The sequence below is a fragment of the Qipengyuania gaetbuli genome, assembly GCF_020171365.1.
Lineage (GTDB): Bacteria > Pseudomonadota > Alphaproteobacteria > Sphingomonadales > Sphingomonadaceae > Qipengyuania > Qipengyuania gaetbuli_B.
Genome location: NZ_JAIUZO010000002.1, coordinates 254,425 through 274,598 on the forward strand (window position 1 = coordinate 254,425; position 20,174 = coordinate 274,598).

The following is a 20,174-nucleotide window of genomic DNA, read 5'->3' on the forward strand; positions in this document are numbered from 1 at the left end:
TTCCCCTACGACAGGATCTTGTCGACCCAGCGGGCGATCAGGCCCGCTCCATCGGTCGTCTCGTCGACATGGTCCAGCATGCGCGGTGCCTTGGCCCCATCACGCCCGTCCTGTCGCGGTCGCGGCGGCAGGTATTTGTTGACCGGTTTCGTCTGCTGCTCGGGCATGAGGTCGTATCCGCCCCTTGCAGCGACGAGGCGCGAAACTTCGCTGTCCGGATCGCCCAGGTCGCCGAAACTGCGCGCGCCTGCCGGGCAGGTCGATACGCAGGCAGGCACCCGGCTCTCCTCGGGCAGGTTCTCATTGTAGATCTTGTCGACGCATAGCGTGCATTTCTTCATCACGCCCTGGTTCTCGTCATATTCGCGCGCGCCATAGGGGCAGGCCCAGCTACATAGCTTGCAGCCAATGCAGATGTCCTCGTTGACCAGCACGATGCCGTCTTCCTCGCGCTTGTAGCTCGCCCCTGTCGGGCACACGGTCACGCAGGGCGCGTCTTCGCAGTGCAGGCAGGACCGCGGGAAATGGACGGTCTGGCCGCGGCCGACGTCATCGGTCGTCTCGTAGGTGTGGACGCGGTTGAACCACACGCCGTCCGGCTTCTTGCCGTAGGGGTCGTAATCGGTGAGCGGCGCGGACTTCGCCCCCGCATTCCATTCCTTGCAGTTCACCGCACAGGCGTGACACCCGACACAGATGTCGAGATCCACGACGAGGCCGAGCTTCTTGCCAGTGGTCTCCGGCAAACTGGTCATGTCCCGTCATTCCCCCGGTTACCGCGCCCGTCCCTGATGCCGTCGATCCAGCCGTGATTGGCATGGCGCTGGCCGATGAATTCCTTGAGCTCGGCCTTCCCGTCCGTTCCGCTTCCCCTGAGGCCTACGCCGAATTCGAGCGGGCCGTCCTGCCCCGTGTAGCGCTGTCCGACAGGTTCGAAGACGGGATGCGCTTCACCTGCTTCCTCCGCCGTACACTTCCGCAAGCGGACGCGAAGATCGTACCAGGCGGCCTGGCCGGTTACCGGGTCGGAATTGGAATAGACCTTGTCGCCCTTCTCCGGCAGCAGCTTCTCGGTGATGATGTGATTGAGGAGGAAGCCGCGCGTCATCTCGGGGCTGTCCTTGTCGAGGCCCCAGGCGCCATTGCGCTTGCCGATCGCGTTCCAGGTCCACACGACATCGGGGTTCACGCCGGTGACGAGCTTCACCTGCGCCTTCACGCGCCCGCGGCCGTTTTCGATCCAGACCCAATCGTCGTCCGCGAGGTCGTGCTTCGCTGCAAGGTCGCGGTGCATGTGCAACTTGTTCGCGCTGGTGATCTGCCGCAGCCAGGCGTTCTGGCTGCCCCAGCTGTGATACATGTGCATCGGCCGCTGCGAGAGCGCGTGGACCGGGAAATCCTCCCCGCCCTCCTCGCGTTCGAGGAAGGGCTGGTACCAGATGGGCAGCGGGTCGAAATAGGTGTCGATCCGTTCGCGATGCTCTTCCGGCGGCTGGATCTTGCCGTACCCGCGCGCCGCCAGGCGGAATTTCTGCAAATCCTCGTTGTAGAGCTGGAAGGTGATCGGGTCGGTCGAGCCGAGCCATGCCATCTTCTTCGCATAGGCGAGGTATTCGCGGTTCGCGTATTTCATGAACTGCGCCGAAAGCGGCAGTTCCTCGTGCCAGAAACACCCGTTCTCGATGTAGCGGTCGAGCTGCTCTGGATTGACCGCGCCGACGCCAGACTTGCTCCCGTCCTCGCCGCGCCAGCCCGATAGCGGACCGACGCCGGGCGCGCGTTCGTGGTTGACGATGTAATCCTCGTACCCGCCCGGGAATTTCGGCGATCCGTCGGGATTGGTCATGCCCGGCAGGCCCAGCCGCGCGCCGAGATCGAGCAGGACAGTCTGGAACGGCCGCACATCGCGGTCGAGCGGCAGGACCGGCTGGCGGATCGCGTCCCCGCCGCCATGGGAAGACGAGATCGGCCGGTCGAGCATGGAGATGCAGTCCCACCTCTCCAGATAGGTCGTATCGGGCAGGATCAGGTCGCAATAGGGCACCGTCTCCGACCAGAAGGCATCGGAGTAGATGATCTTCGGTATGACGTATTCACCGTCCTCGCGCTTCTTCATGAAGTAGCCGAGCGTGTCGGGGATATTCATCGAGCTGTTCCAGGCCATGTTGGCCATGAACATGAACAGCACGTCGATGCCGTAAGGGTCCTGCGTCGCGGCATTGTGCAGCACCATGTGCATCATGCCGTGCAGAGCTAGAGGGTGCTCCCAGCTGAAAGCCTTGTCGATCCTCAGCGGCTCACCGTGCTGATCGACAATCAGGTCTTCGGGAGATCGCGGAAAGCCCAGCGGAGGGCCGTCCAGCGGAACGCCGGCTTCCGCCTTGGGCCATGCCGCCTTGACGCCGGGCGGGATCGGCTTGGGAAACGGTGCCTTGTACCGCCATCCGCCCGGACAATCGACCGAGCCCAGCAGCGCCTGCAGGATGTGGATGGCCCGGCAGGTGTGGAAGCCGTTCGAATGCGCCGAGATCCCGCGCATGGCATGGAAGGACACGGGCCGGCCGACGAAGCGGTCGTGGTGACGTCCCCAGGCATCGATCCACGGCTCCTCGATCACGATTTCCTTCTCGAACGCCGTCTCGGCCAGTTCTGCGGCAATGCGGCGGATCGTGTCCGCCGGGATGCCGGTCGTGTCAGCCACCGCATCGGGCGAAAATTCGGCGTCTAGGTACCGTTCTGCGAGCAATTGGAAGGACGGAATGACGCGGCGGCCATTCACTTCTCGCTCGCCCGCAAAGGCCGGTTTGATGTGCGCAGCATTGGCCCTGATCGCCCTGCCTTGCTCGAGGCACCAGGCGAGCGGTGCGCCGTCGTCCCCGTGCCGCAGGAACAGGCCGTCATCGGCAGCGCCCGGCTCGCTGATCACCAGCCACGGGGCGTTGGAGTAGCGGCCAAGGCTCGCCCAATCGATTTTCTCTGCCCGCAGCAATTCGTGGATCAGCGCGAAGACGAAAAGCCCGTCGGTCCCCGGCCGGATCCCGATCCATTCGTCGGCGATCGCCGAATAGCCGGTTCGCACCGGATTGACCGAAACGAACTTCGTGCCCGGCCGGGTCTTCAGGTTGCCGAGGCCGAGCTTGATCGGATTGCTGTCATGATCGTCGGCCACACCGAACATCATGTGGTAAAGCGTGCGCTCGTAATCGGGCTCGCCGAATTCCCAGAAAGCCCCGCCCAGCGTGTAGAGCCCGCCTGCCGCCATGTTGACCGAGCAGAAGCCGCCGTGGGCTGCGAAATTGTGCGTGCCGAACTGGCTGGCCCACCAGCCGGTCAGCGATTGCGACTGGTCGCGCCCGGTAAAGAAGGCGAGCTTGGCCGGATCACGCGCGCGAACCTCGCCCAGCCACTCGGTCGCCAGTTCCAGCGCCTCGTCCCACTCGATCTCGCGGAATTCGCCTGATCCCCGCTCGCCTGTCCGAAGCAGTGGCTTGGTCAGCTTGGCCGGCGCGTACTGGTGCATGATGCCCGCACTACCCTTGGCGCACAGCACACCCTTGTTGACCGGGTGATCTGGATTGCCCTCGATGTAGCGGATCGTACCGTTCTTGAGATGGACCCGGATACCGCAGCGGCAGGCACACATGTAACAGGTCGAGGTCTTCACCTCGTCGGCCACCTGCGGCGACAGGGCGACGTCCTCGCGGACGGTCTCGAAGGGGTTAAAGCCCATCTCTCTCCCACGGCTCGCGACTTGTTTTCATATCACGAGTTCCTAATACAGCTATTGCAGGGCCGGTTTCGCGACGCAACCGCGAATGGCCCGGTTGTAAGACGCGCGCGCGATGCCCGCAGCCAAGGAGCCGCCAGGTGGATCTTCCACTTGAAATGATGCAGGAAAATGCCGGCCGTGCCGTCGCGCTGCTGAAGTCGATGGCGAACGAGTCGCGCCTGATGATTCTGTGTCAGCTGTCGCAGAAGGAAATGACGGTCGGCGAGCTGGCGACCAAAATCCCGCTCTCGCAATCGGCGCTTTCGCAGCACCTGAGCGTCCTGCGCCGCGAGAACCTCGTAAAGACCCGGCGGGAATCCCAGTTCGTGTGGTATTCGATCGACAGCGAAGACGCGAAGGCCGTGATCGGCACGCTCTACGACCTGTTCTGCGCACAATGCGAAACGGACGCCGGTCAGGCCTCGGCCTGATCTTCGCGTCCGCCCCGCTCACATCCGTTTCTCTATCCGGTTGGCGCCGAGGTCCGGCGTCGACATGGTCCCGTGTGCTGCCGCATCGGGGGCGAGCGTCCTGAACGCATCGTACTGGGTCAGGAATATCTTGCCGCTCAGCTTGTAGAGGAAGTGAGTGCGCGACAGCCGGTCGGTCACGGGCCCCTTCACCTCGGACAGGTGCATGGTCACCCCTGCATCACCCAGCCGCTCGTTGAGCGCCTCGAGCACCTCCAATCCCGAAGCGTCGATGAAATTCACAGCCGAGCACATCAGGACGAGGTGTTTGACCTCCGGATTGTCCGCAATCTCGCTGAGGACGAATTCCTCCAGCCAGCGCGAGTTGAGATAGGTCAGGGATTCGTCGACCCGGATGGTCAGGACCTGCGGATCGCACAGGACCTTGTGCCGGCGCACATTGCGGAAATGCTCCGTATTGGGGACCTGCCCCACCACCGCCGCGTGCGGCAGCGAAGAGTGCCAGACGAACAGGGCAAGGCTGGCGATCACGCCGACCAGCACGCCCGTTTCCACCCCGTCCACCAACGTCACGAGGATCGTGGCAGTGATCGCGATGAAGTCACGCTTGGAATAGCGCCACAGTTCGACGGGCTTGTGCAGGTCCACGAGGGTGAGAACCGCAACGATGATCGTCGCCGACAGGGTCGCCAGCGGCAGGTAGAACAGCAGCGGCGTCAGGAAAACCGTGGCCAGCGCGATGCCGATGGCTGTGAAGGCCCCTGCAGCCGGCGTTGCTGCACCGGCGTCGAAATTGACCACCGAGCGTGAAAAGCCGCCGGTAACCGGAAAGCCTCCGGACAGCGAGGAAGCCAGGTTCGACGAACCGAGCGCCACCAGTTCCTGGTCGGGATCGATGCGTTGCCTGCGCTTGGCGGCAAGCGTCTGCGCGACAGACACGGACTCGACGAAGCCGATAATCGAGATGAAGGCGGCTCCGACCAGCAGTTCCGACCAGAGCCCCGCATCGAAGCTGGGCAAGGCAAACGGCGGCAGGCCGACCGGGATGTCGCCCACGGTCCTGACACCGCGCTCGTCGAGGCCCAGTAAGGCTACGGCTGCCGTGGTCACGACGATCGCGAGCACAGGTCCCGCCTTGGTCGCCACGCCCGCTGGTCCTTCCTTGAGGCCGAGCTTCATCAGGGTAGGCTTCAGCCCCTTTCGCACCCATACGAGAAACGCAGTGGCGCCCACACCAATCGCCAGAGTGACCAGGTTGGTGTCCCCGATACGCGAGGCAAGCGACAGCACGATTTCAACCAGCGTTTCGCCCTCTGCCTTCACACCCAACAAGTGCTTGAGCTGGCTGGCCGCAATGATGATCCCGCTTGCCGTGATGAAACCGCTGACGACGGGATGCGACAGGAGGTTGGCCAGGAAGCCGAGCCGCAACAGGCCCATGGCGGTTAGCATCAGCCCGGAAATCGCTGCCAGCGCGATGGTCGCGGCGAGATATTCTACAGTGCCGCCCGCAGCGACCTTTCCGGCCACTGCCGCGGTCATGAGTGAGACCACGGCCACCGGCCCGACCGAAAGCGTGCGGCTGGTACCGAAGATAGCATAGGCGATTAGGGGCAGGATCGAGGCATAGAGCCCGACGACCGGCGGCAGGCCCGCCAGAAGCGCATAGGCGAGGCTCTGCGGGATCAGCATCAGGGTCACGATCACTGCCGCAATCAGGTCGTTGGACAGCGTGCCCCTGTCGTAGGTGCGTCCCCAGTCGAGGATGGGGAGGTAACGGCGGGCGTGCTGACGGGTCAGGCGCATCGCGCCGCCCGCCAGCGATCCGTTCCCGGTGCCGGGAGCCTTGCTACCCATCCAACGCTCCGCCGGTCAGAGGTTCGGACGCATCGAGGCAAGGTCGTATCCGGCCTGCGCCGCGATATCGATCCGCTCGTCCGGCGTCAGCCCGTCCGGATTTGCCAGCATCCAGAGGATGGTGGAGCGCCTGCCGCTCCCGCAATAGGCCAGCACCTTGCCCTCGGCAGACCGCAAGATGTCGCCCTGCAAACGGACTTTTTCGGGCGTCAGCGTGTCCGGGGTCACAGGGTTGTTGTGGAAGGCCAGGCCAGCCGCACTCGTCGCCGCAGCGATTGCTTCGGCGGAAGGCTGGTCAGGGCTCTCGCCGTCGGGACGGTTGCAGACAATAGTCGTGAAACCGGCGTCCTTGGCGGCCTGCACGTCCTCGGCCGTAATCTGGCCGCGAACGCTCAGGCGATCGGTGAGCTTATTGGCTTGCATGGGCAGGTGCCTTTGCTTTCTGGTCGAAGAACACGCGATGCATCAGCATTCCGGCCAGCAGGCTTGCACAGAACACCAATGCCTCGAGCGGTGCGATGGCAAGGACTGCAAAGCCCGGTCCCGGGCACAGGCCGGCAAGGCCCCAGCCCACACCGAAAAGAGTCGCGCCGCCCACTAGCTGCGGGGTCAGGTCGGTCCTGTCGGGCAGCGAGAACTTGGGCGCGAACAGCGGATGGGCCATCCGGGGAACGAAACGCCATGCGATCGCCATGACCAGCACTGCGCCGCCCATGACGAAGGCCAGCGTCGGGTCCCACGCACCGAAGATGTCGAGGAACCCGCGGATGCGCGCAGGGTCGGTCATCCCGCCCAGCGCGAGGCCCGCGCCGAACAGGGTACCGGAAACCAGGGGAGGTAGATGCGTGCGGATCATCACTGAGCTCCCATTACGGCCACGGTCGCGATACCCGCGATCATGAAGGTCGCCGTCGCCACAAGCGAACGCTGCGACAGGCGGCTGACACCGCAAACACCGTGGCCGCTGGTGCAACCACTGCCGAGCCGCGCGCCGAAACCGACTAGCACACCTGCAACAGCGAGCAGCGGCAGGGGCACGAAATCGGGCTCGAACCCGCCCTTCAGCGTTGCCACCAGGAACGCGCCGAGCGGCAGGCCGATGACGAAGGTCCAGGCGCTCGACCAGGACATGCCGCTGTCGTTGATGCCGAAGGCTCGCCCGACAATGCCGGACACGCCGGTGACACGGCCCGCGCCGAGCAGCATCAGCGCTGCAGCGAGGCCGATGAGCAGGCCGCCCGCCAGGCCGGCGAGCGGGGCTGCTTCAGGGAAGCCGGGGAGGATCATACCGCGTTCACCGGGATCTTGATGTAACTCACGCCATTATCCTCCGGCTCGGGTAGGCGCCCGCCGCGAATGTTCACCTGCACGCTGGGCATGATCAGCTTGGGCATGTCGAGCGTCTTGTCACGCGCGGTGCGCATCTCGACGAATTCGTCCTCGCTGGTGCCTTCCTTGACGTGCACGTTCTCGCGCTTCTGCTGGCCGACCGTGGTTTCCCAGGCATATTCGTCGCGGCCAGGTGCCTTGTAATCGTGGCACAGGAACAGGCGCGTGTCCTCGGGCAGCGACAGGAGCCGCTTGATCGACTGGTACAGCTGGCGCGCGTCGCCGCCGGGAAAGTCCGCGCGGGCGGTCCCGAAGTCCGGCATGAAGATGGTGTCGCCGACAAATGCGGCATCACCGATGATGAAGGCCATGTCCGCCGGCGTGTGGCCGGGGACGTGCAGCGCGATACCTTCCAGCGTGCCGAGCCTGAAGGTCTCGCCGTCATCGAACAAATGATCGAACTGCGAACCGTCGCGCTGGAAATCGGTGCCTGCATTGAACAGCTTGCCGAAGACTTCCTGCACGCGAATGATCTCGCGCCCGATGGCGAGCCTGCCGCCGAGCTTTTCCTGCAGATAGGGCGCTGCCGAGATGTGATCGGCATGGGCGTGCGTTTCGATCAGCCAGGTCACGGTCAGGTCGTTCTTGGTGACATATTCGATGATGAGGTCCGCCGAACCGTTGGAGGTACGGCCTGCAGCAGCATCGTAGTCGAGCACCGAGTCGATGATCGCCGCCTCGTTGGTGGCGGGATCGTGGACGACGTAGCTGATCGTGTTGGTCGCTTCGTCGAAGAACCCTGCAATAGAGGGGCGCAGCGCCTTGTCGTCGAGCGCGCGGCAGATCTGGGTCGTGGCGTTTTCCATAACGGTATCGTGGGTAGACATGGTCTCTAGCTCCCTAATATGAGCATTATCTAATATACACCGCACGGATGTCAATGTTCCCGGGAAAACTGATTGGCCAAGAAGCTGGTGACCTACAGGGCGAGCGCGCCTCTTGCCGTTCGAGCAGACTTGCGCCAGCTTCAGGTCTGGGGTCGACAAGATCGAGAGGAGAAAATTTCATGGGTGATAAGAGGATTGCCGCGCTCATAGCATCCATAGCGTTGGCCGCACCGACGCCGCTTTATGCCGAAACGTCAGCAGAAGTGCCGGCCCAACTGCAGGCCAAAATAGCCGAAGCTGGCTCTGTCTGCGCCGAAATGGACGGTGGTAAATTTGCGATGGAGGATGCAGCGATCCAGCGCGTCGACCTCGACGGTGACGGCGACGAGGACTGGGTGCTGAACGAATCCGCCTTCGCCTGCTCCACCGCTGCCTCGATGTATGGAGGCACCGGCGGGACCATGTCGCACTTCCTCATCGACGACAGCCTCGCCTCCATGCTGACCCAGGGTTGGGGCATGGCGAAGCTGGGCCCGCACACGGTCTTGCTGGCAGACGTCCACGGTTCGCAATGCGACGGGATCAACCCGACCCCGTGCGTGACCGCCAGCGTGTGGGACGCTGAAGAAAAGGTCTGGCGCTCGACCGTCGCCAGCTGGGAGTAACTCTCGACCCTTGCGACTACGGCCGGGTTGGCTGGAGCTTCTTGCTCCTCAAAAAGCCGCCCGATACATGATCGAAAATCAGTTGCGGCCATCCGGGGGGAATGGAATGACCGAGAAGATCGAACCTGCAAGCGGAACCGATCCTGACGCGGCCCATCGCCACCGGCGCATGGAATATGTCTCCTTCATCGCCCAGGTCATCTCGACAGCCGCACTCATCGTTTCGCTGATGTTTGTCGCTTTCCAGATATCGGAAGGCACCAAGATTGCCAGCCGCGAGGAATCGAATGCGAGCATGTCCCAATGGTCGAAGTTTCGCAGCTCGATTTACGAGAGCCGCGAGACGGCAGAAGTCTTCCGCGCGGGACTGGACGGTTCCCGGGAGCTCGATCCGACCGACCAGATGCGCTTCGACTACATGATGCGCGAACACGCCTGGGCAACGTTCCAGCTGTGGGATCGCGCGGAGGAAGGACTGGTCCCGGCAAGGCACTTCGATCTCGGAGCCGGCCCGGATTTCCTGCGCATCATCTGCACGCCGGGAGGCAGCAAATCCTGGGCCAGGATTCGGTCCGAATTGCCCGAGGCCTATGTGCAGGACCTCGAAGCCTTGGCGGACCCGTCAGCCAACACCCGAGGCGCCAGCTGCCAGGCAATGCTGACGGCGACTGGCTCACCCGAAGCGACGGAGACGCGGTAGCGGCTGGAGGGCACTAGCCCCTGGGTCCCATATCTCGCGCGCTACTCCTGGTGCGCTTCGTGGTAGTGGCGCCTCAGCCAGTCGGATCCGTAGTCATTCGACGGATCGCGCATGATCGAATGCACGTGATTATGCGCTCCGTCGCCGGACGGTTCACGGACATAGTCGATCAGCACTGACGGGCCCTGCACCCTGAACATGTAGCGGCCTCTCGGCTGGTCGGTCGGCCCCCACCAGGCAAATCTCAACGTATCCAGACCGTCGGCTTCGATCGAAGCGCGTTGCCGCGCGGCCGCCTCATCCGACGCATCGCCGAGATACTCGTCGAGCAGGCCGTCCAGCAGGCGGCGCTGCACCGGGTTGAGGTCCGAGGCTGTTATGCCGAAGGCCTGCTGGTGGCTTTCTTGTTTTCCCGGTCCGGCAAAGACAGCGGTATCGACCTCTGCCGCCACGACGGCCTGCGCCAGTTGATCGTCGTCGAGCGATCCGAGCAAGGCCCACGCCCTGTCGGATTCATGCTGGAGAAGCTGCCAGCCTGCGTAGCGGCCCTCCTGGACAATTTGCGGATTGGCACCGAGGAACATCGGCGTGAACGCGATCTTGCCGCCTGACACGGTGAAGTTGACGGCGAAATGATGTCCCGTCACCAGCCAACCCCATTCCTCTCCACGGGGATCCCCGAAAACGGAGACGAAATACTTCTCGCTGTCGTAATTGTCGGCAAAACCAAGCGCCTGCGCCTTGCGCGGATCGCTGTCAGGCATTGTTGCCACCATCGCGTCGAACATCGCCCGCAACACGTCCTCGTGCCACATGATCGTCGCCGACTTGAGGTAACCCTGGCTCGACAGGGCCGACGCCATCATGGCGTGTAGCGCGCGGCGCTGCTCGGGCGACATTTCCGCCACGACCAGTCCTGACCTCGGCGCCATGCTGACGGGCAGGTTGGACCAGCTTGTCCTGGTCGCATTGTCGCCCAGCGTGCTGCTGGCCTTCTCCCGTTGTTCGTCGGTCAGTGTGCCGAGGAATGCCAGCGTGGCACCCTGCATGTCCGCCACCCGCATCGCTTCCAGTTCAGGGACAACCGGATCGTGAGCCCATGCCTGCGTCGCAGGAAGGGCCAAGGCGGTAATAGCAACGGCATGAAATAAGGATCGCGCGAAAGCACTCATAACCAATCTCCCCCGGACCCGAGGGAAGACTATGACAGTCGAGCGCCAAGCACAAATCTTGAGGAAATCCGGTGGCGGAGGAATAGCTAGGCAGCCATTCCCGCCTGGGTCCCGCCTTCAAGCCACTGCCTGAAATCCTTCGGCAACTTGGCCATCGCTTCCTCGTAGAGCGCCAGGTCTTCTTCATCCAGAACGCCAACCCAGCGCCGGTTGGTGCCCTTGTGAATGAAGGTATCCGCCCCTCCCTCGAAGGCGAAAGAGATACCCTCGCCCACCACCTTGGACGGGTTCTTCTTGACCTCTTCGAAAGTGCAGCGGCGAACGACGTCCGGCCAGTCCTCCTCGGCCACGTCGATTTCCAGATACGCGGCAATGCGCCTCATCTCGCCTTCGAGATCGGCTCTAAGATCGTTGAAGTGGACCATCAGGATATTGTCCATCTCGCGATGGTTCCAGAAGGTGAGCGCGTAGCTCAGATGCGACCAATAGGGGTAGCCGCCGATCTCCCAATCGAACCAGCTGTGGGTGATCCAGTCCCGCCACATCTCCTTGATATCGCCGCCGAAACGCGGGAACTCGTCGCCCACTCTCCCGGGGGTCGAATTCGCCGCCATGTAGAACGCTTCGGTGTGGTTTCCCCAATGGTTGAGGAGCGACATGAAGACGTCCCGTGGATCACGGCTGACGCAGATGTACTTGGCTTCGGGGAAATAGGGCAAACCATCGAGCGGGGTATGCGTCTTGATGAACCGCCGGTGTTCCTGCGCCTCCAGCTGGCCGAGCGCCAGTTCAAGCGGGAAGAGCCTGAAGTCCAGCCAGGGCGACAAATCGGATGCGGGCGCCGGCATGTCGTCGTGAGGAAACAGGAGGTTGGCGACGATCGTCTGCATCAGCGTCGTCCCGGCCTTGTAGGACGTTGCGATGATGATGTCGTTGTCGCGGGGCTTGAACCAGTTCCACCTGGTCGAATCCAGATGATGGTTCTGGTAGATGCGCGTCTTCGCTGGTTGATTTGCCAATAGAGCCTCCTCCCAGCGACCCTGACAGGTTGGCTACACCTGCCCGTCACAGCTTGGCAAGAGCAGGTACGAAATCGCAGATGTCTGGAAATTGGTAGCGGAGGAGGGACTCGAACCCCCGACACGCGGATTATGATTCCGCTGCTCTAACCACCTGAGCTACTCCGCCCCGAAAGGCCGTGTCGGCGGGCAAGTGCCCGCTCGGCAGGCGGCGCATTTAGGGCGCGGTTGCGCGCGGGTCAACACTCATTTCCCGCGAAATGCGAAGCGGCGGATGAACTCCCACGGACCGCCGCGATAGGCGTGAAGCGCAAGGCCCGGAAAGGTGAAAGGGCGCGGCTCTATCATGCCTGCAAGCTGGGCCTGCAGCGCCTGCGCTTCCTTGCCCGTGACCTTGTTCTGGATGGTCACGTGGAGCCGCGGCCGGTGCTGGTCCTGATTGGTCAGCATGCCGCGGAAATGCTCGGCAATCTCGTCGCGCAAGGCCAGCATGTCGGGGCTCGACAGCTTGATGGCCGTGCCGCCGCCCAGTGGCATCAGCCCGTCCACCTGCCCGCGAACGGGGGCGATCTCTCCCGTCAGGCGGGCCAGGTAGCGCCGCAATTCATCCTCGCACTGCGCCGGCAAGGCGTGGAACAGGGTGACGTGCGCCTCGAGGTAATTGCGCTCCGGCGGAAAATGCGCGGTACGAAGGTCGGTATAGCGGCGATGCAGGTCGGGCGGCAGTTCCGCCGTCAGGATCAGGGGCGCGTCGCTGCCGCTCACATCTCACCGCGGGCGCGCCGCAGGGCGAACCACTTTTCGACATTCGCATTATGTTCGGCGAGCGTTTCGGCAAAGGCGTGCCCCCCCGTCCCGTCGGCGACCATGTAGCGCGCTTCGGTCTTTGCCGGATCGAGCACGGCGGCAATCGATTCGCGACCCGGATTGGTAATCGGCCCCTTGGGCAGGCCGACCATCGAATAGGTGTTGTAGTCGTTCACGGCCGAGATTTCCGACTGCCGGATGCGCCGCCCCAGCGGCTTGCCCTTGGTAATCGGATAGATGATCGTCGGGTCCGCCTGCAGCATCATGCCGTCCTTGAGGCGGTTGGAATAGAGGCCTGCCACCATCCGGCGCTCGCCCGGAACGCCGGTTTCCTTTTCCACGATGGAGGCGAGGACGAGCGCGTCCTTCACATTGTCGACCGCAATGCCCGGCTTGCGCTTGGGCCATGCCTCGGCGAGGTAATTCTGCATGGCCGCCTGCATGCGCGCGAGCACGGCGGCGCGCTCTTCCCCTCGTTCAAAGTCATAGGTGTCGGGCAGCACGCTGCCTTCCTGCGGTACGGGAATGTCACCGGTCAGGTGCTCTTCCGCCATCAGGCGTTCCCACACGAGAATGGAAGGCATGCCTTCGGGCACGGTCACGAAGCGGCGGATGACCTCGCCGTCCTGGAACATGTCGAGGATCTGCGCCTGGCTCGCATTGGCGGGCAGCAGGAACTCGCCTGCCTGGATCGGATCGCCGCCACCGAAGATTTTGGCGCGCAGCAGGAAGGCATCCGCCGAGGCGATGATCCCTTCCTCCTCCAGCCTGTTCGCGACCGAGGTCAGCGTCGAACCCGACGGGACGGTGAAGGACGTATCCTCCCCGATCTTGGCGGAGCCCCACCAGCCGCTGGCGAACCAGACGGCACCCACGGCGACAAGCAGCGCAGCGAGTGCGCCGAGGACCAGCGCGCCCCGTGCCTTCACGTCAGTCTACCTTCTTGACGATCAGCGATGCGTTGGTGCCGCCGAAGCCGAAGCTGTTGTTGAGTGCGGCCTTGACCTCGCGCTTCTTGGCAGTGTGCGGGACGAGGTCGACGCCTTCCGTACCCTCGTCCGGATCGTCGAGGTTGAGCGTCGGCGGGACGATCTGGTCGCGGATGGCAAGGATGCAGAAGATAGCTTCAACTGCGCCTGCACCGCCCAAAAGGTGACCGATGGCCGACTTGGTCGAGCTCATCGACGCGCCGCCCAGATTGTCGCCCAGCACGCGCTTCACCGCGCCCAGTTCGATGGTGTCCGCCATGGTCGAGGTGCCGTGGGCGTTGACGTAATCGATGTCGCCCGGCTCCATCCCGGCCTTACGCAGCGCCATGCGCATGGCCAGCTCCGCGCCCTTGCCTTCCGGATGCGGGGCGGTGACGTGATAGGCGTCACCCGAGAGGCCGTAACCGACCACTTCGGCGTAAATCTTGGCGCCTCGCGCCTTGGCGTGCTCGTATTCCTCGAGCACGACCACGCCCGCGCCTTCACCCATGACGAAACCGTCGCGGTTCTTGTCATAGGGGCGGCTGGCTTCGGTCGGGCGGTCGTTCATGCTCATGTTGAGCGCGCGGGCCTGCGCAAATCCTGCAACGCCCAGCGGGTTGATCGTGCTTTCCGCACCGCCCGCCAGCATCACGTCGGCATCGCCGTCCTTGATCATGCGCGCCGCGTCACCGATCGAGTGCGCACCGGTTGAACATGCGGTCACCACCGCATGGTTCGGGCCCATGAGGCCGTACTTGATCGAAACCTGACCACTGATGAGGTTGATCAGGCGGCCGTGGACGAAGTGCGGGCTGACACGGCCGGGACCGCGTTCATGCAGCACGATGGATTCGCTCTCGATACCCGGCAGGCCGCCGATGCCCGAGCCGATGGACACGCCGGCACGCAGCTTCAGATCGTCGTCCATCTCGGCAAGGCCGGCATCTTCGAGCGCCTGTCCGGCAGCGTCGATGCCGTAAACGATGAAGGGATCGACCTGGCGCTGGACCTTGTGGTCGACGCGCTTGTCGGCATCGAAGCCGTATTCGTGATCCTTCGGCTTAACTTCGCAGGCGATGGTGCACTTCTGGTCGGACGTGTCGAAACGGGTGATCTGCCCCGCCCCGCTCTTGCCAGCGATCAGGTTTGCCCACGAGGTTTCGACATCGCCGCCCAGGGGGGTGACAAGGCCAAGTCCGGTTACGACCACACGACGCATGTAATTCTCCGCAGATAAGACAACAGGCCCGGCCCGCTACCGGGTCGGGCCTGTCCGGTCCCGCATTGGCGCGGGCTTCGAAAAGCGAAAGGCTTAGCCCTTGTGCTCTTCGATGTACTTGGTCGCGTCGCCGACGGTGGTGATCTTCTCAGCCGCATCGTCGGGGATTTCAACGCCGAATTCTTCTTCGAAAGCCATGACCAGTTCGACGATGTCGAGGCTGTCTGCGCCCAGATCGTCGATGAAGCTGGCTTCCTGCGTCACCTTGTCGGCTTCGACGCCGAGGTGCTCGACGACAATCTTCTGCACGCGGTCGGCAGTATCGCTCATTTTATTCCCTCTCGAATTCATGGGGGTTTGAAATTGGGTTTCGCCCTAATGAACGGCGCGGACAAGCGCAAGTGCTCGCGGTGCCGTAGCTGAAATTGACCTGTCACGCATATGGCGTATTGTGTGGATAAGACACAAGGAGCCCAACGCCATGAAAAAGCTTGCCCTCGCTGCCTCTGCCCTCCTCCTGACCGCATCGCCCCTGCCCCTGTTGGCCCAGGAAGCCGCCCCCGCGGCGCAGGAGGCTGTGGATACCGGCACGGGCGCAACGATCGTTCCGGTGCCCGGCTGGGCAAGCGAGACGCGCGACGGCATGCTCGTCTTCACCGCACCCGAAGGGGATGCAACGGCCGCTGTCGTCGGAGTCGATGCAGCAGAAGATGGCAGCGCTGCTGTGGCCGCCGCTTGGCAGAAGCTGTCGCCCGGTTTCGAGCGCGAAGTGCTCATCGCGCAGGAACCGCCCGCCCGCGACGGCTGGGACCAGATCACGGTGGTGAATTACAAGAGCTCCCCGGCAGAAAAGATCGCCGTGCAGGGCATCGGCCTGCGCAAGGGCGACCGCTGGACGGTCGTGCTGATCAACGGCGCGCTGGCCACCATCGCCAAGCGCAATGCGCAGCTCAACCAGGCCTTCGGCTCGCTCAAGCCGGCCGATTTCGAGCGCGAGACTTTCGCGGGCAAGGAGGCAAATGCGCTGACGCCTGCGCGCATCGCCGAAATCACCGGTTTCGTCGAAGAGGCGATGAAGGGGCTCGAAGTGCCCGGCGTCGGCCTTGCCCTGATCGAGGACGGCAAGATCGTGTGGGAAGGCGGCCTTGGGGTTACCGAACAGGGCGGCACGCAGAAGGTGGACGAAAACACCAGCTTCATGGTCGCCTCCAACACCAAGGGCATGGCAACCCTACTCCTGTCCACGCTGGTCGATGAGGGCAAGCTCGCCTGGGACCAGAAGGTCACCGAAGTCTATCCCGAGTTCCGCCTCGGCAGCGATGCCACCACCGACAGCGTGCGGGTCGAACACCTGATCTGCGCCTGCACCGGCCTGCCGCGCAAGGACATGCAGTGGGTCATGAATACCAGCGCCGAGACGCCTGCCAGCGATACCTTCGCCCAGCTGGCGTTGACGGAGCCGACCAGCGGCTTCGGCGAGGTCTTCCAGTACAACAACCTCATGGCGAGCGCAGCCGGCTATATCGGCGGCCACCTGGTCTACCCCGCCATGGAGATCGGCGCCGCATTCGACCGGGCGATGGACGAACGCATCTTCGATCCGCTGGGCATGAACGATACTACCTTCGATTTCTCCGAGGCGATGAAGGCCAACTGGGCCAAGCCGCATGCCCGCGGGTATGCCGGACCGGTCGAGGAAGCCCCCATGGACTGGAACTACATGGTCTATCCCTATCGCCCTGCAGGGGGCGTGTGGTCGACCGCGCACGACATGGCGCTGTATGCGCTCAACGAACTCAACAACGGCAAGATGGCAGACGGCGCCCAGCTGGCATCGGCGGAAAACCTGCTCAAGCGCCGCGAGCGTTACGTGCCGCTTGGCGAAAACAGCTGGTACGGCATGGGCCTGATGGAGGACGCGGGCCTCGGCAAGCAGGTCTATTTCCACGGCGGCAGCCTGATCGGCTACAAGAGCAACTTCTGGTTCATTCCCGAAGACGGCATCGGCGCGGTGCTGCTGACCAATTCGGATACCGGGCAAGGCATGCTCGGCCTGTTCCAGCGAAAGCTCCTTGAAGTGCTCTACGACGGCAACAAGGAGGCGGACGAGAGCTTGGCAGCATCCGTCAAACTCGGGGCGGAAGCGCGTGAAAAGGGTCGCGAGGGAATTATCGAGAAAGGCGATCCGACCGTTCTGGCAACGCTCGCGCCGCGTTACGTCAGCCCCGAACTGGGTCCGCTCACCATCTCGACCGAGAATGGCCTGACCTGGGCAACGGTTACCTCCGGCAAGTCAGCGATCGGCACCAAGGCCAATGACGATGGCACGAATTCGGTGATCTTCATGACGCCGGGCTTCTTCGGCTTCCCGCTGATTATGGGCGAGCGCGAAGGCAAGCGCGTGCTGATCCTGATGGATGCCCAGCACGAATATGTCTTCACCGAGGACGCCGCCTGACGGCGTCACCCGTTCAGTCTTGCGGCGGATAGCGCAGTGACAACTGGCGCTCCGCCTCGAGGCGGCTCGAGACGCGGTCCAGTCCGGCCTCCGAATAATCCTTGCTCTCGCCGGTTGCCAAGGCGCGCCGGTAGAGGTCGGCGGCCTCTTCCAGCCGTCCGTCGCGCTCTGCGCAAAGTCCGGCATTGAAGATCGCCGATACCTGTTCCGGGTTGCGTCCAGCCATCTCCTCGAAGCGGATGCAGGCCGCCAGCTGGTCATTCTTGGTGAGCCGGACTGCGGTCTTGAAATCCTTGGAATCCTGCTTGCCCAGGCCCTTGCGGCTTTCGAGCACACGGATGTCCTCGCGCCGGAATTCGGGTGCCAGGTCGAGCCTGACGCGGGTCGCGAAGCTATCCACCAGCGCGTCCATCATCTTGTTGGCGGAAGGCTGCGAATACTCGTTCGCGCAGTAATTCTGCGACTGGCTGTGCCGGCCATCTGCCGCGTATAGCGTACCGCCTTCCCGCGCGATCAGGCGGAGCGATGGCGAAAAGCTGACGGTCATGGTCCGGCATTCGTAGACGTCCACACGCTCCTCGACGCAGTTCTTGTTTTCGTCCTTCTTCACGCAGCGCGTCTTTTTCGTGGATCCAGACCGGTAATCCGAAACTTCGCCCGATGCCGTACCGCGCATGGTTGCGGCCACCGGGCCCGCCTCGACCGCCGCGGCCACTTCGCTCGCAGGCGTATCCGCCCCGTAGATGTAGAAGTTATTGCCCCCACCGGCACCGGCGCGAACGGTAAAGTACCGCGCGCCGTCGATCTGCACGTCTTCGAGCCGGTCGGTCAGGGCGATGGCTAGCCGTTCACCCACTTCGCCGCCGAAGCGCTCGATAGTGATTTCCTCGACTTCGACCGCACCTGCATCGCGGGCGGCATAGACACCTTCGACTGTCAGGACTTCGGCATTCGCCGCAGCCGGAAGTCCAACGACCAGCGCTGCCACGCAAACGCGGATACCAAGACGCATTCGGACCCTCCCCCTTTTTTCAGGAAGGCTAGCCCCAATCCGGTGGCCGTGTCATGAACGAATGCGCAGGTAGCCCGCGCAGGGGCAATCAGGCGCCTTCGGTCTTGGGTGCCTCGACCGTGCGGATGTGGACATCGCGCAGCTGGCGCGGGCTGACGAGGCTGGGAGCGCCCATCATCAGGTCCTGCGCCTTCTGGTTGAGCGGGAATGCGATCACCTCGCGGATGTTCGGCTCGTCGGCGAGCAGCATCACGATGCGGTCGATACCCGGAGCCGAGCCACCGTGCGGCGGTGCGCCCAGCTTGAAGGCCTCGATCATGCCGGAGAAGTTCTCGTCGACCTCGGCCTGCGTGTACCCGGCGATTTCGAATGCCTTGTACATGATTTCCGGCTTGTGGTTCCGGATCGCGCCCGACGACAATTCGTAACCGTTGCAGACGATGTCGTACTGCCATGCATTGATTTCGAGCGGGTCCTGCGTTTCCAGCGCTTCCATCTCGCCCTGTGGCATCGAAAAGGGGTTGTGGCTGAAGTCGACCTTCTTCTGCTCCTCGTCGTACTCGAACATCGGGAAGTCGACGATCCAGCAGAACTTGAAGCAGCCTTCCTCGATCAGGCCGAGTTCCTCGGCGACGCGGGTACGCGCGGCACCGGCCAGCTTGGCGGCGTCCTTCTCCTTGCCGGCAGCAAAGAACAGGCCGTCATTTTCGCCAAGGCCGAGTTCGGCATAGAGCTTTTCCATGCCTTCGGTGCCGTGGTTCTTGGCAATCGGACCACCGAATTCGCCGCCCTTGCGGGTGACGTAGCCGAGGCCGGCGAAGCCTTCGCGGCGCGCCCAGTCATTCATGTCGTCGAAGAACTTGCGGCTCTTCTCGTGGGTGTTCGGGGCCGGAACCACGCGCACGCGGCCCCCGGTGCCGACGATCTTCTCGAACAGGCCGAAGCCCGAGGTGGTGAAGTGCTCGGTCACATCGCTGATGATCAGCGGGTTGCGCAGGTCCGGCTTGTCGCTGCCGTACTTCAGCATGGCTTCGGCATAGGGAATGCGCGGGAATTCACCTGCAGGGGTGACGGTCTTGCCGTTCGCGAATTCCTCGAACACTCCCGCAAGCACCGGCTCGATCGCCTGAAACACGTCTTCCTGCGTCACGAAGCTCATTTCGAAGTCGAGCTGGTAGAATTCCGGCGAGCGGTCGGCACGCAGGTCCTCGTCGCGGAAGCAGGGCGCGATCTGGAAATACCGGTCGAAACCGGCGACCATCAGTAGCTGCTTGAACATCTGCGGCGCCTGCGGGAGCGCATAGAAACGTCCCGGGTGGAGGCGGCTGGGGACGAGGTAGTCGCGCGCACCTTCGGGCGACGACGCGCCGAGGATCGGGGTCTGGAACTCGAAGAAACCCTGGTCCTGCATCCGGCGGCGCAGGCTGGAGATGACCTGGCTGCGCAGCATGATGTTGGCGTGGACGCGCTCGCGGCGCAGGTCGACGAAGCGGTACTTGAGGCGCGTTTCCTCGGGATAGTCTTCCGCCTGGTTCACGATCAGCGGCAGGTCGTCGGCACGGCTCTGCACCGTGACCGAACGGGCGAATACCTCGATCTCGCCGGTCGGCAGGTTCTTGTTCACCGCCACTTCGTCACGCGCCTTCACATCGCCGTCGATGGTGATGACCGATTCCAGCTTGAGCTTTTCCAGCACCGGCAGCGCTTCGCTGTCGCTGTCGGCGACGATCTGCGTGATACCGTAATGGTCGCGCAGGTCGACGAAGAGCACGCCGCCGTGATCGCGCTTGTTGTGCACCCAGCCGGACAGGCGGACAGTTTCGCCGACATTTGCCTTGGTCAGCGCAGCGCAGTTGTGGGTACGATAGGCGTGCATCT

At 63.4% G+C, this 20,174-nt stretch carries 19 protein-coding genes and 1 tRNA gene; 4 read left to right on the forward strand and 16 right to left on the reverse strand.

Features of this window, described 5'->3' with window-relative positions; all coding sequences use genetic code 11:
- Positions 1-5 precede the first annotated feature (5 nt).
- Together LCL94_RS01670 and LCL94_RS01675 are read right to left on the reverse strand one after the other, a co-directional pair.
- The gene (locus LCL94_RS01670) at positions 6-755 is read right to left on the reverse strand and encodes a 4Fe-4S dicluster domain-containing protein (RefSeq protein ID WP_318245560.1); all 750 of its coding nucleotides are present in this window, start codon (positions 753-755) and stop codon (positions 6-8) included.
- Positions 752-3,730 carry a molybdopterin oxidoreductase family protein gene (locus tag LCL94_RS01675; RefSeq protein WP_224830714.1) on the reverse strand — a complete coding sequence of 993 codons (2,979 nt, stop codon included), beginning with the start codon at positions 3,728-3,730 and terminating at the stop codon, positions 752-754. Before LCL94_RS01675 ends, LCL94_RS01670 begins: the two co-directional genes overlap by 4 nt.
- Positions 3,731-3,867: 137 nt before the next feature.
- Here LCL94_RS01675 and LCL94_RS01680 point away from each other — a divergent pair, with 137 nt between their 5' ends.
- Positions 3,868-4,200 carry an ArsR/SmtB family transcription factor gene (locus tag LCL94_RS01680; RefSeq protein WP_224830715.1) on the forward strand — a complete coding sequence of 111 codons (333 nt, stop codon included), beginning with the start codon at positions 3,868-3,870 and terminating at the stop codon, positions 4,198-4,200.
- Between the two features lie 18 nt (positions 4,201-4,218).
- On the opposite strand, the gene LCL94_RS01685 is transcribed toward LCL94_RS01680, so the two are convergent.
- From LCL94_RS01685 to LCL94_RS01705, 5 genes are read right to left on the reverse strand one after another with little or no spacing between them, the layout of a single operon-like run.
- The gene (locus tag LCL94_RS01685; protein ID WP_224830716.1) at positions 4,219-6,057 is read right to left on the reverse strand and encodes a SulP family inorganic anion transporter; all 1,839 of its coding nucleotides are present in this window, start codon (positions 6,055-6,057) and stop codon (positions 4,219-4,221) included.
- A 15-nt stretch (positions 6,058-6,072) separates the two neighbouring features.
- Positions 6,073-6,480, reverse strand: a complete 408-nt coding sequence (locus LCL94_RS01690; protein ID WP_224830717.1) for a TIGR01244 family sulfur transferase — start codon at positions 6,478-6,480, stop codon at positions 6,073-6,075.
- Positions 6,467-6,913, reverse strand: coding sequence for a DUF6691 family protein (locus LCL94_RS01695; RefSeq protein WP_224830718.1), 447 nt, complete (start codon positions 6,911-6,913; stop codon positions 6,467-6,469). Before LCL94_RS01695 ends, LCL94_RS01690 begins: the two co-directional genes overlap by 14 nt.
- A complete protein-coding gene (locus tag LCL94_RS01700; RefSeq protein WP_224830719.1) occupies positions 6,913-7,344 on the reverse strand; it encodes a YeeE/YedE family protein in 432 nt (143 codons plus the stop codon). Before LCL94_RS01700 ends, LCL94_RS01695 begins: the two co-directional genes overlap by 1 nt.
- Positions 7,341-8,252, reverse strand: coding sequence for an MBL fold metallo-hydrolase (locus LCL94_RS01705; protein WP_224832638.1), 912 nt, complete (start codon positions 8,250-8,252; stop codon positions 7,341-7,343). Before LCL94_RS01705 ends, LCL94_RS01700 begins: the two co-directional genes overlap by 4 nt.
- Positions 8,253-8,452: 200 nt before the next feature.
- Between LCL94_RS01705 and LCL94_RS01710 the strand changes: the two genes are divergently transcribed.
- Both LCL94_RS01710 and LCL94_RS01715 read left to right on the forward strand, forming a co-directional pair.
- On the forward strand, positions 8,453-8,938 hold the full coding sequence (locus tag LCL94_RS01710) for a hypothetical protein (RefSeq protein WP_224830720.1): 486 nt from the start codon (positions 8,453-8,455) through the stop codon (positions 8,936-8,938).
- Positions 8,939-9,044: 106 nt separating this feature from the next.
- A complete protein-coding gene (locus LCL94_RS01715; RefSeq protein WP_224830721.1) occupies positions 9,045-9,638 on the forward strand; it encodes a hypothetical protein in 594 nt (197 codons plus the stop codon).
- A gap of 41 nt (positions 9,639-9,679) precedes the next feature.
- Here the strand turns inward: LCL94_RS01715 and LCL94_RS01720 are convergent, their stop codons facing one another.
- The 7 genes from LCL94_RS01720 to LCL94_RS01750 all read right to left on the reverse strand — a co-directional run bounded on the left by LCL94_RS01720 (position 9,680) and on the right by LCL94_RS01750 (position 15,156).
- Entirely contained in the window at positions 9,680-10,762 is a 1,083-nt protein-coding gene (locus tag LCL94_RS01720; RefSeq protein WP_224830722.1) for a DUF3500 domain-containing protein, read from the reverse strand.
- A 134-nt stretch (positions 10,763-10,896) separates the two neighbouring features.
- A complete protein-coding gene (locus LCL94_RS01725; RefSeq protein WP_224830723.1) occupies positions 10,897-11,829 on the reverse strand; it encodes a sulfotransferase domain-containing protein in 933 nt (310 codons plus the stop codon).
- A gap of 92 nt (positions 11,830-11,921) precedes the next feature.
- Positions 11,922-11,998: transfer RNA gene (locus LCL94_RS01730), tRNA-Met, on the reverse strand.
- 77 nt (positions 11,999-12,075) lie between these two features.
- The gene (locus LCL94_RS01735) at positions 12,076-12,594 is read right to left on the reverse strand and encodes a 2'-5' RNA ligase family protein (RefSeq protein WP_224830724.1); all 519 of its coding nucleotides are present in this window, start codon (positions 12,592-12,594) and stop codon (positions 12,076-12,078) included.
- Positions 12,591-13,565, reverse strand: coding sequence for an endolytic transglycosylase MltG (gene mltG / locus LCL94_RS01740; protein WP_224830725.1), 975 nt, complete (start codon positions 13,563-13,565; stop codon positions 12,591-12,593). The genes LCL94_RS01735 and mltG overlap by 4 nt, the downstream gene beginning before the upstream one ends.
- A gap of 1 nt (position 13,566) precedes the next feature.
- Entirely contained in the window at positions 13,567-14,826 is a 1,260-nt protein-coding gene (fabF, locus tag LCL94_RS01745) for a beta-ketoacyl-ACP synthase II (protein WP_224830726.1), read from the reverse strand.
- A 93-nt stretch (positions 14,827-14,919) separates the two neighbouring features.
- Positions 14,920-15,156, reverse strand: a complete 237-nt coding sequence (locus tag LCL94_RS01750) for an acyl carrier protein (RefSeq protein WP_006834437.1) — start codon at positions 15,154-15,156, stop codon at positions 14,920-14,922.
- Positions 15,157-15,307: 151 nt separating this feature from the next.
- Here LCL94_RS01750 and LCL94_RS01755 point away from each other — a divergent pair, with 151 nt between their 5' ends.
- Positions 15,308-17,284 (forward strand): serine hydrolase domain-containing protein, encoded by a 1,977-nt coding sequence (locus tag LCL94_RS01755; RefSeq protein ID WP_224830727.1) that lies wholly within the window; start codon positions 15,308-15,310, stop codon positions 17,282-17,284.
- Positions 17,285-17,297: 13 nt separating this feature from the next.
- Here LCL94_RS01755 and LCL94_RS01760 read toward each other — a convergent pair whose 3' ends face one another.
- Together LCL94_RS01760 and aspS are read right to left on the reverse strand one after the other, a co-directional pair.
- The gene (locus LCL94_RS01760; protein WP_224830728.1) at positions 17,298-18,296 is read right to left on the reverse strand and encodes a hypothetical protein; all 999 of its coding nucleotides are present in this window, start codon (positions 18,294-18,296) and stop codon (positions 17,298-17,300) included.
- Positions 18,297-18,384: 88 nt separating this feature from the next.
- Complete coding sequence (gene aspS, locus LCL94_RS01765) at positions 18,385-20,172, reverse strand: aspartate--tRNA ligase (RefSeq protein WP_224830729.1); 1,788 nt, start codon at positions 20,170-20,172, stop codon at positions 18,385-18,387.
- Between the last annotated feature and the right edge of the window lie 2 nt (positions 20,173-20,174).

Excerpts from the sequence above, each read along its gene's own strand:
- LCL94_RS01670 (WP_318245560.1), bottom strand. The coding sequence starts at position 755 with ATGACCAGTTTGCCGGAGACCACTGGCAAGAAGCTCGGCCTCGTCGTG.
- LCL94_RS01675 (WP_224830714.1), bottom strand. The coding sequence starts at position 3,730 with ATGGGCTTTAACCCCTTCGAGACCGTCCGCGAGGACGTCGCCCTGTCG.
- LCL94_RS01685 (WP_224830716.1), bottom strand. The coding sequence starts at position 6,057 with ATGGGTAGCAAGGCTCCCGGCACCGGGAACGGATCGCTGGCGGGCGGC.
- LCL94_RS01690 (WP_224830717.1), bottom strand. The coding sequence starts at position 6,480 with ATGCAAGCCAATAAGCTCACCGATCGCCTGAGCGTTCGCGGCCAGATT.
- LCL94_RS01695 (WP_224830718.1), bottom strand. The coding sequence starts at position 6,913 with ATGATCCGCACGCATCTACCTCCCCTGGTTTCCGGTACCCTGTTCGGC.
- LCL94_RS01700 (WP_224830719.1), bottom strand. The coding sequence starts at position 7,344 with ATGATCCTCCCCGGCTTCCCTGAAGCAGCCCCGCTCGCCGGCCTGGCG.
- LCL94_RS01705 (WP_224832638.1), bottom strand. The coding sequence starts at position 8,252 with ATGGAAAACGCCACGACCCAGATCTGCCGCGCGCTCGACGACAAGGCG.
- LCL94_RS01710 (WP_224830720.1), top strand. The coding sequence starts at position 8,453 with ATGGGTGATAAGAGGATTGCCGCGCTCATAGCATCCATAGCGTTGGCC.
- LCL94_RS01715 (WP_224830721.1), top strand. The coding sequence starts at position 9,045 with ATGACCGAGAAGATCGAACCTGCAAGCGGAACCGATCCTGACGCGGCC.
- fabF (WP_224830726.1), bottom strand. The coding sequence starts at position 14,826 with ATGCGTCGTGTGGTCGTAACCGGACTTGGCCTTGTCACCCCCCTGGGC.
- LCL94_RS01750 (WP_006834437.1), bottom strand. The coding sequence starts at position 15,156 with ATGAGCGATACTGCCGACCGCGTGCAGAAGATTGTCGTCGAGCACCTC.
- LCL94_RS01755 (WP_224830727.1), top strand. The coding sequence starts at position 15,308 with ATGAAAAAGCTTGCCCTCGCTGCCTCTGCCCTCCTCCTGACCGCATCG.
- LCL94_RS01760 (WP_224830728.1), bottom strand. The coding sequence starts at position 18,296 with ATGCGTCTTGGTATCCGCGTTTGCGTGGCAGCGCTGGTCGTTGGACTT.
- aspS (WP_224830729.1), bottom strand. The coding sequence starts at position 20,172 with ATGCACGCCTATCGTACCCACAACTGCGCTGCGCTGACCAAGGCAAAT.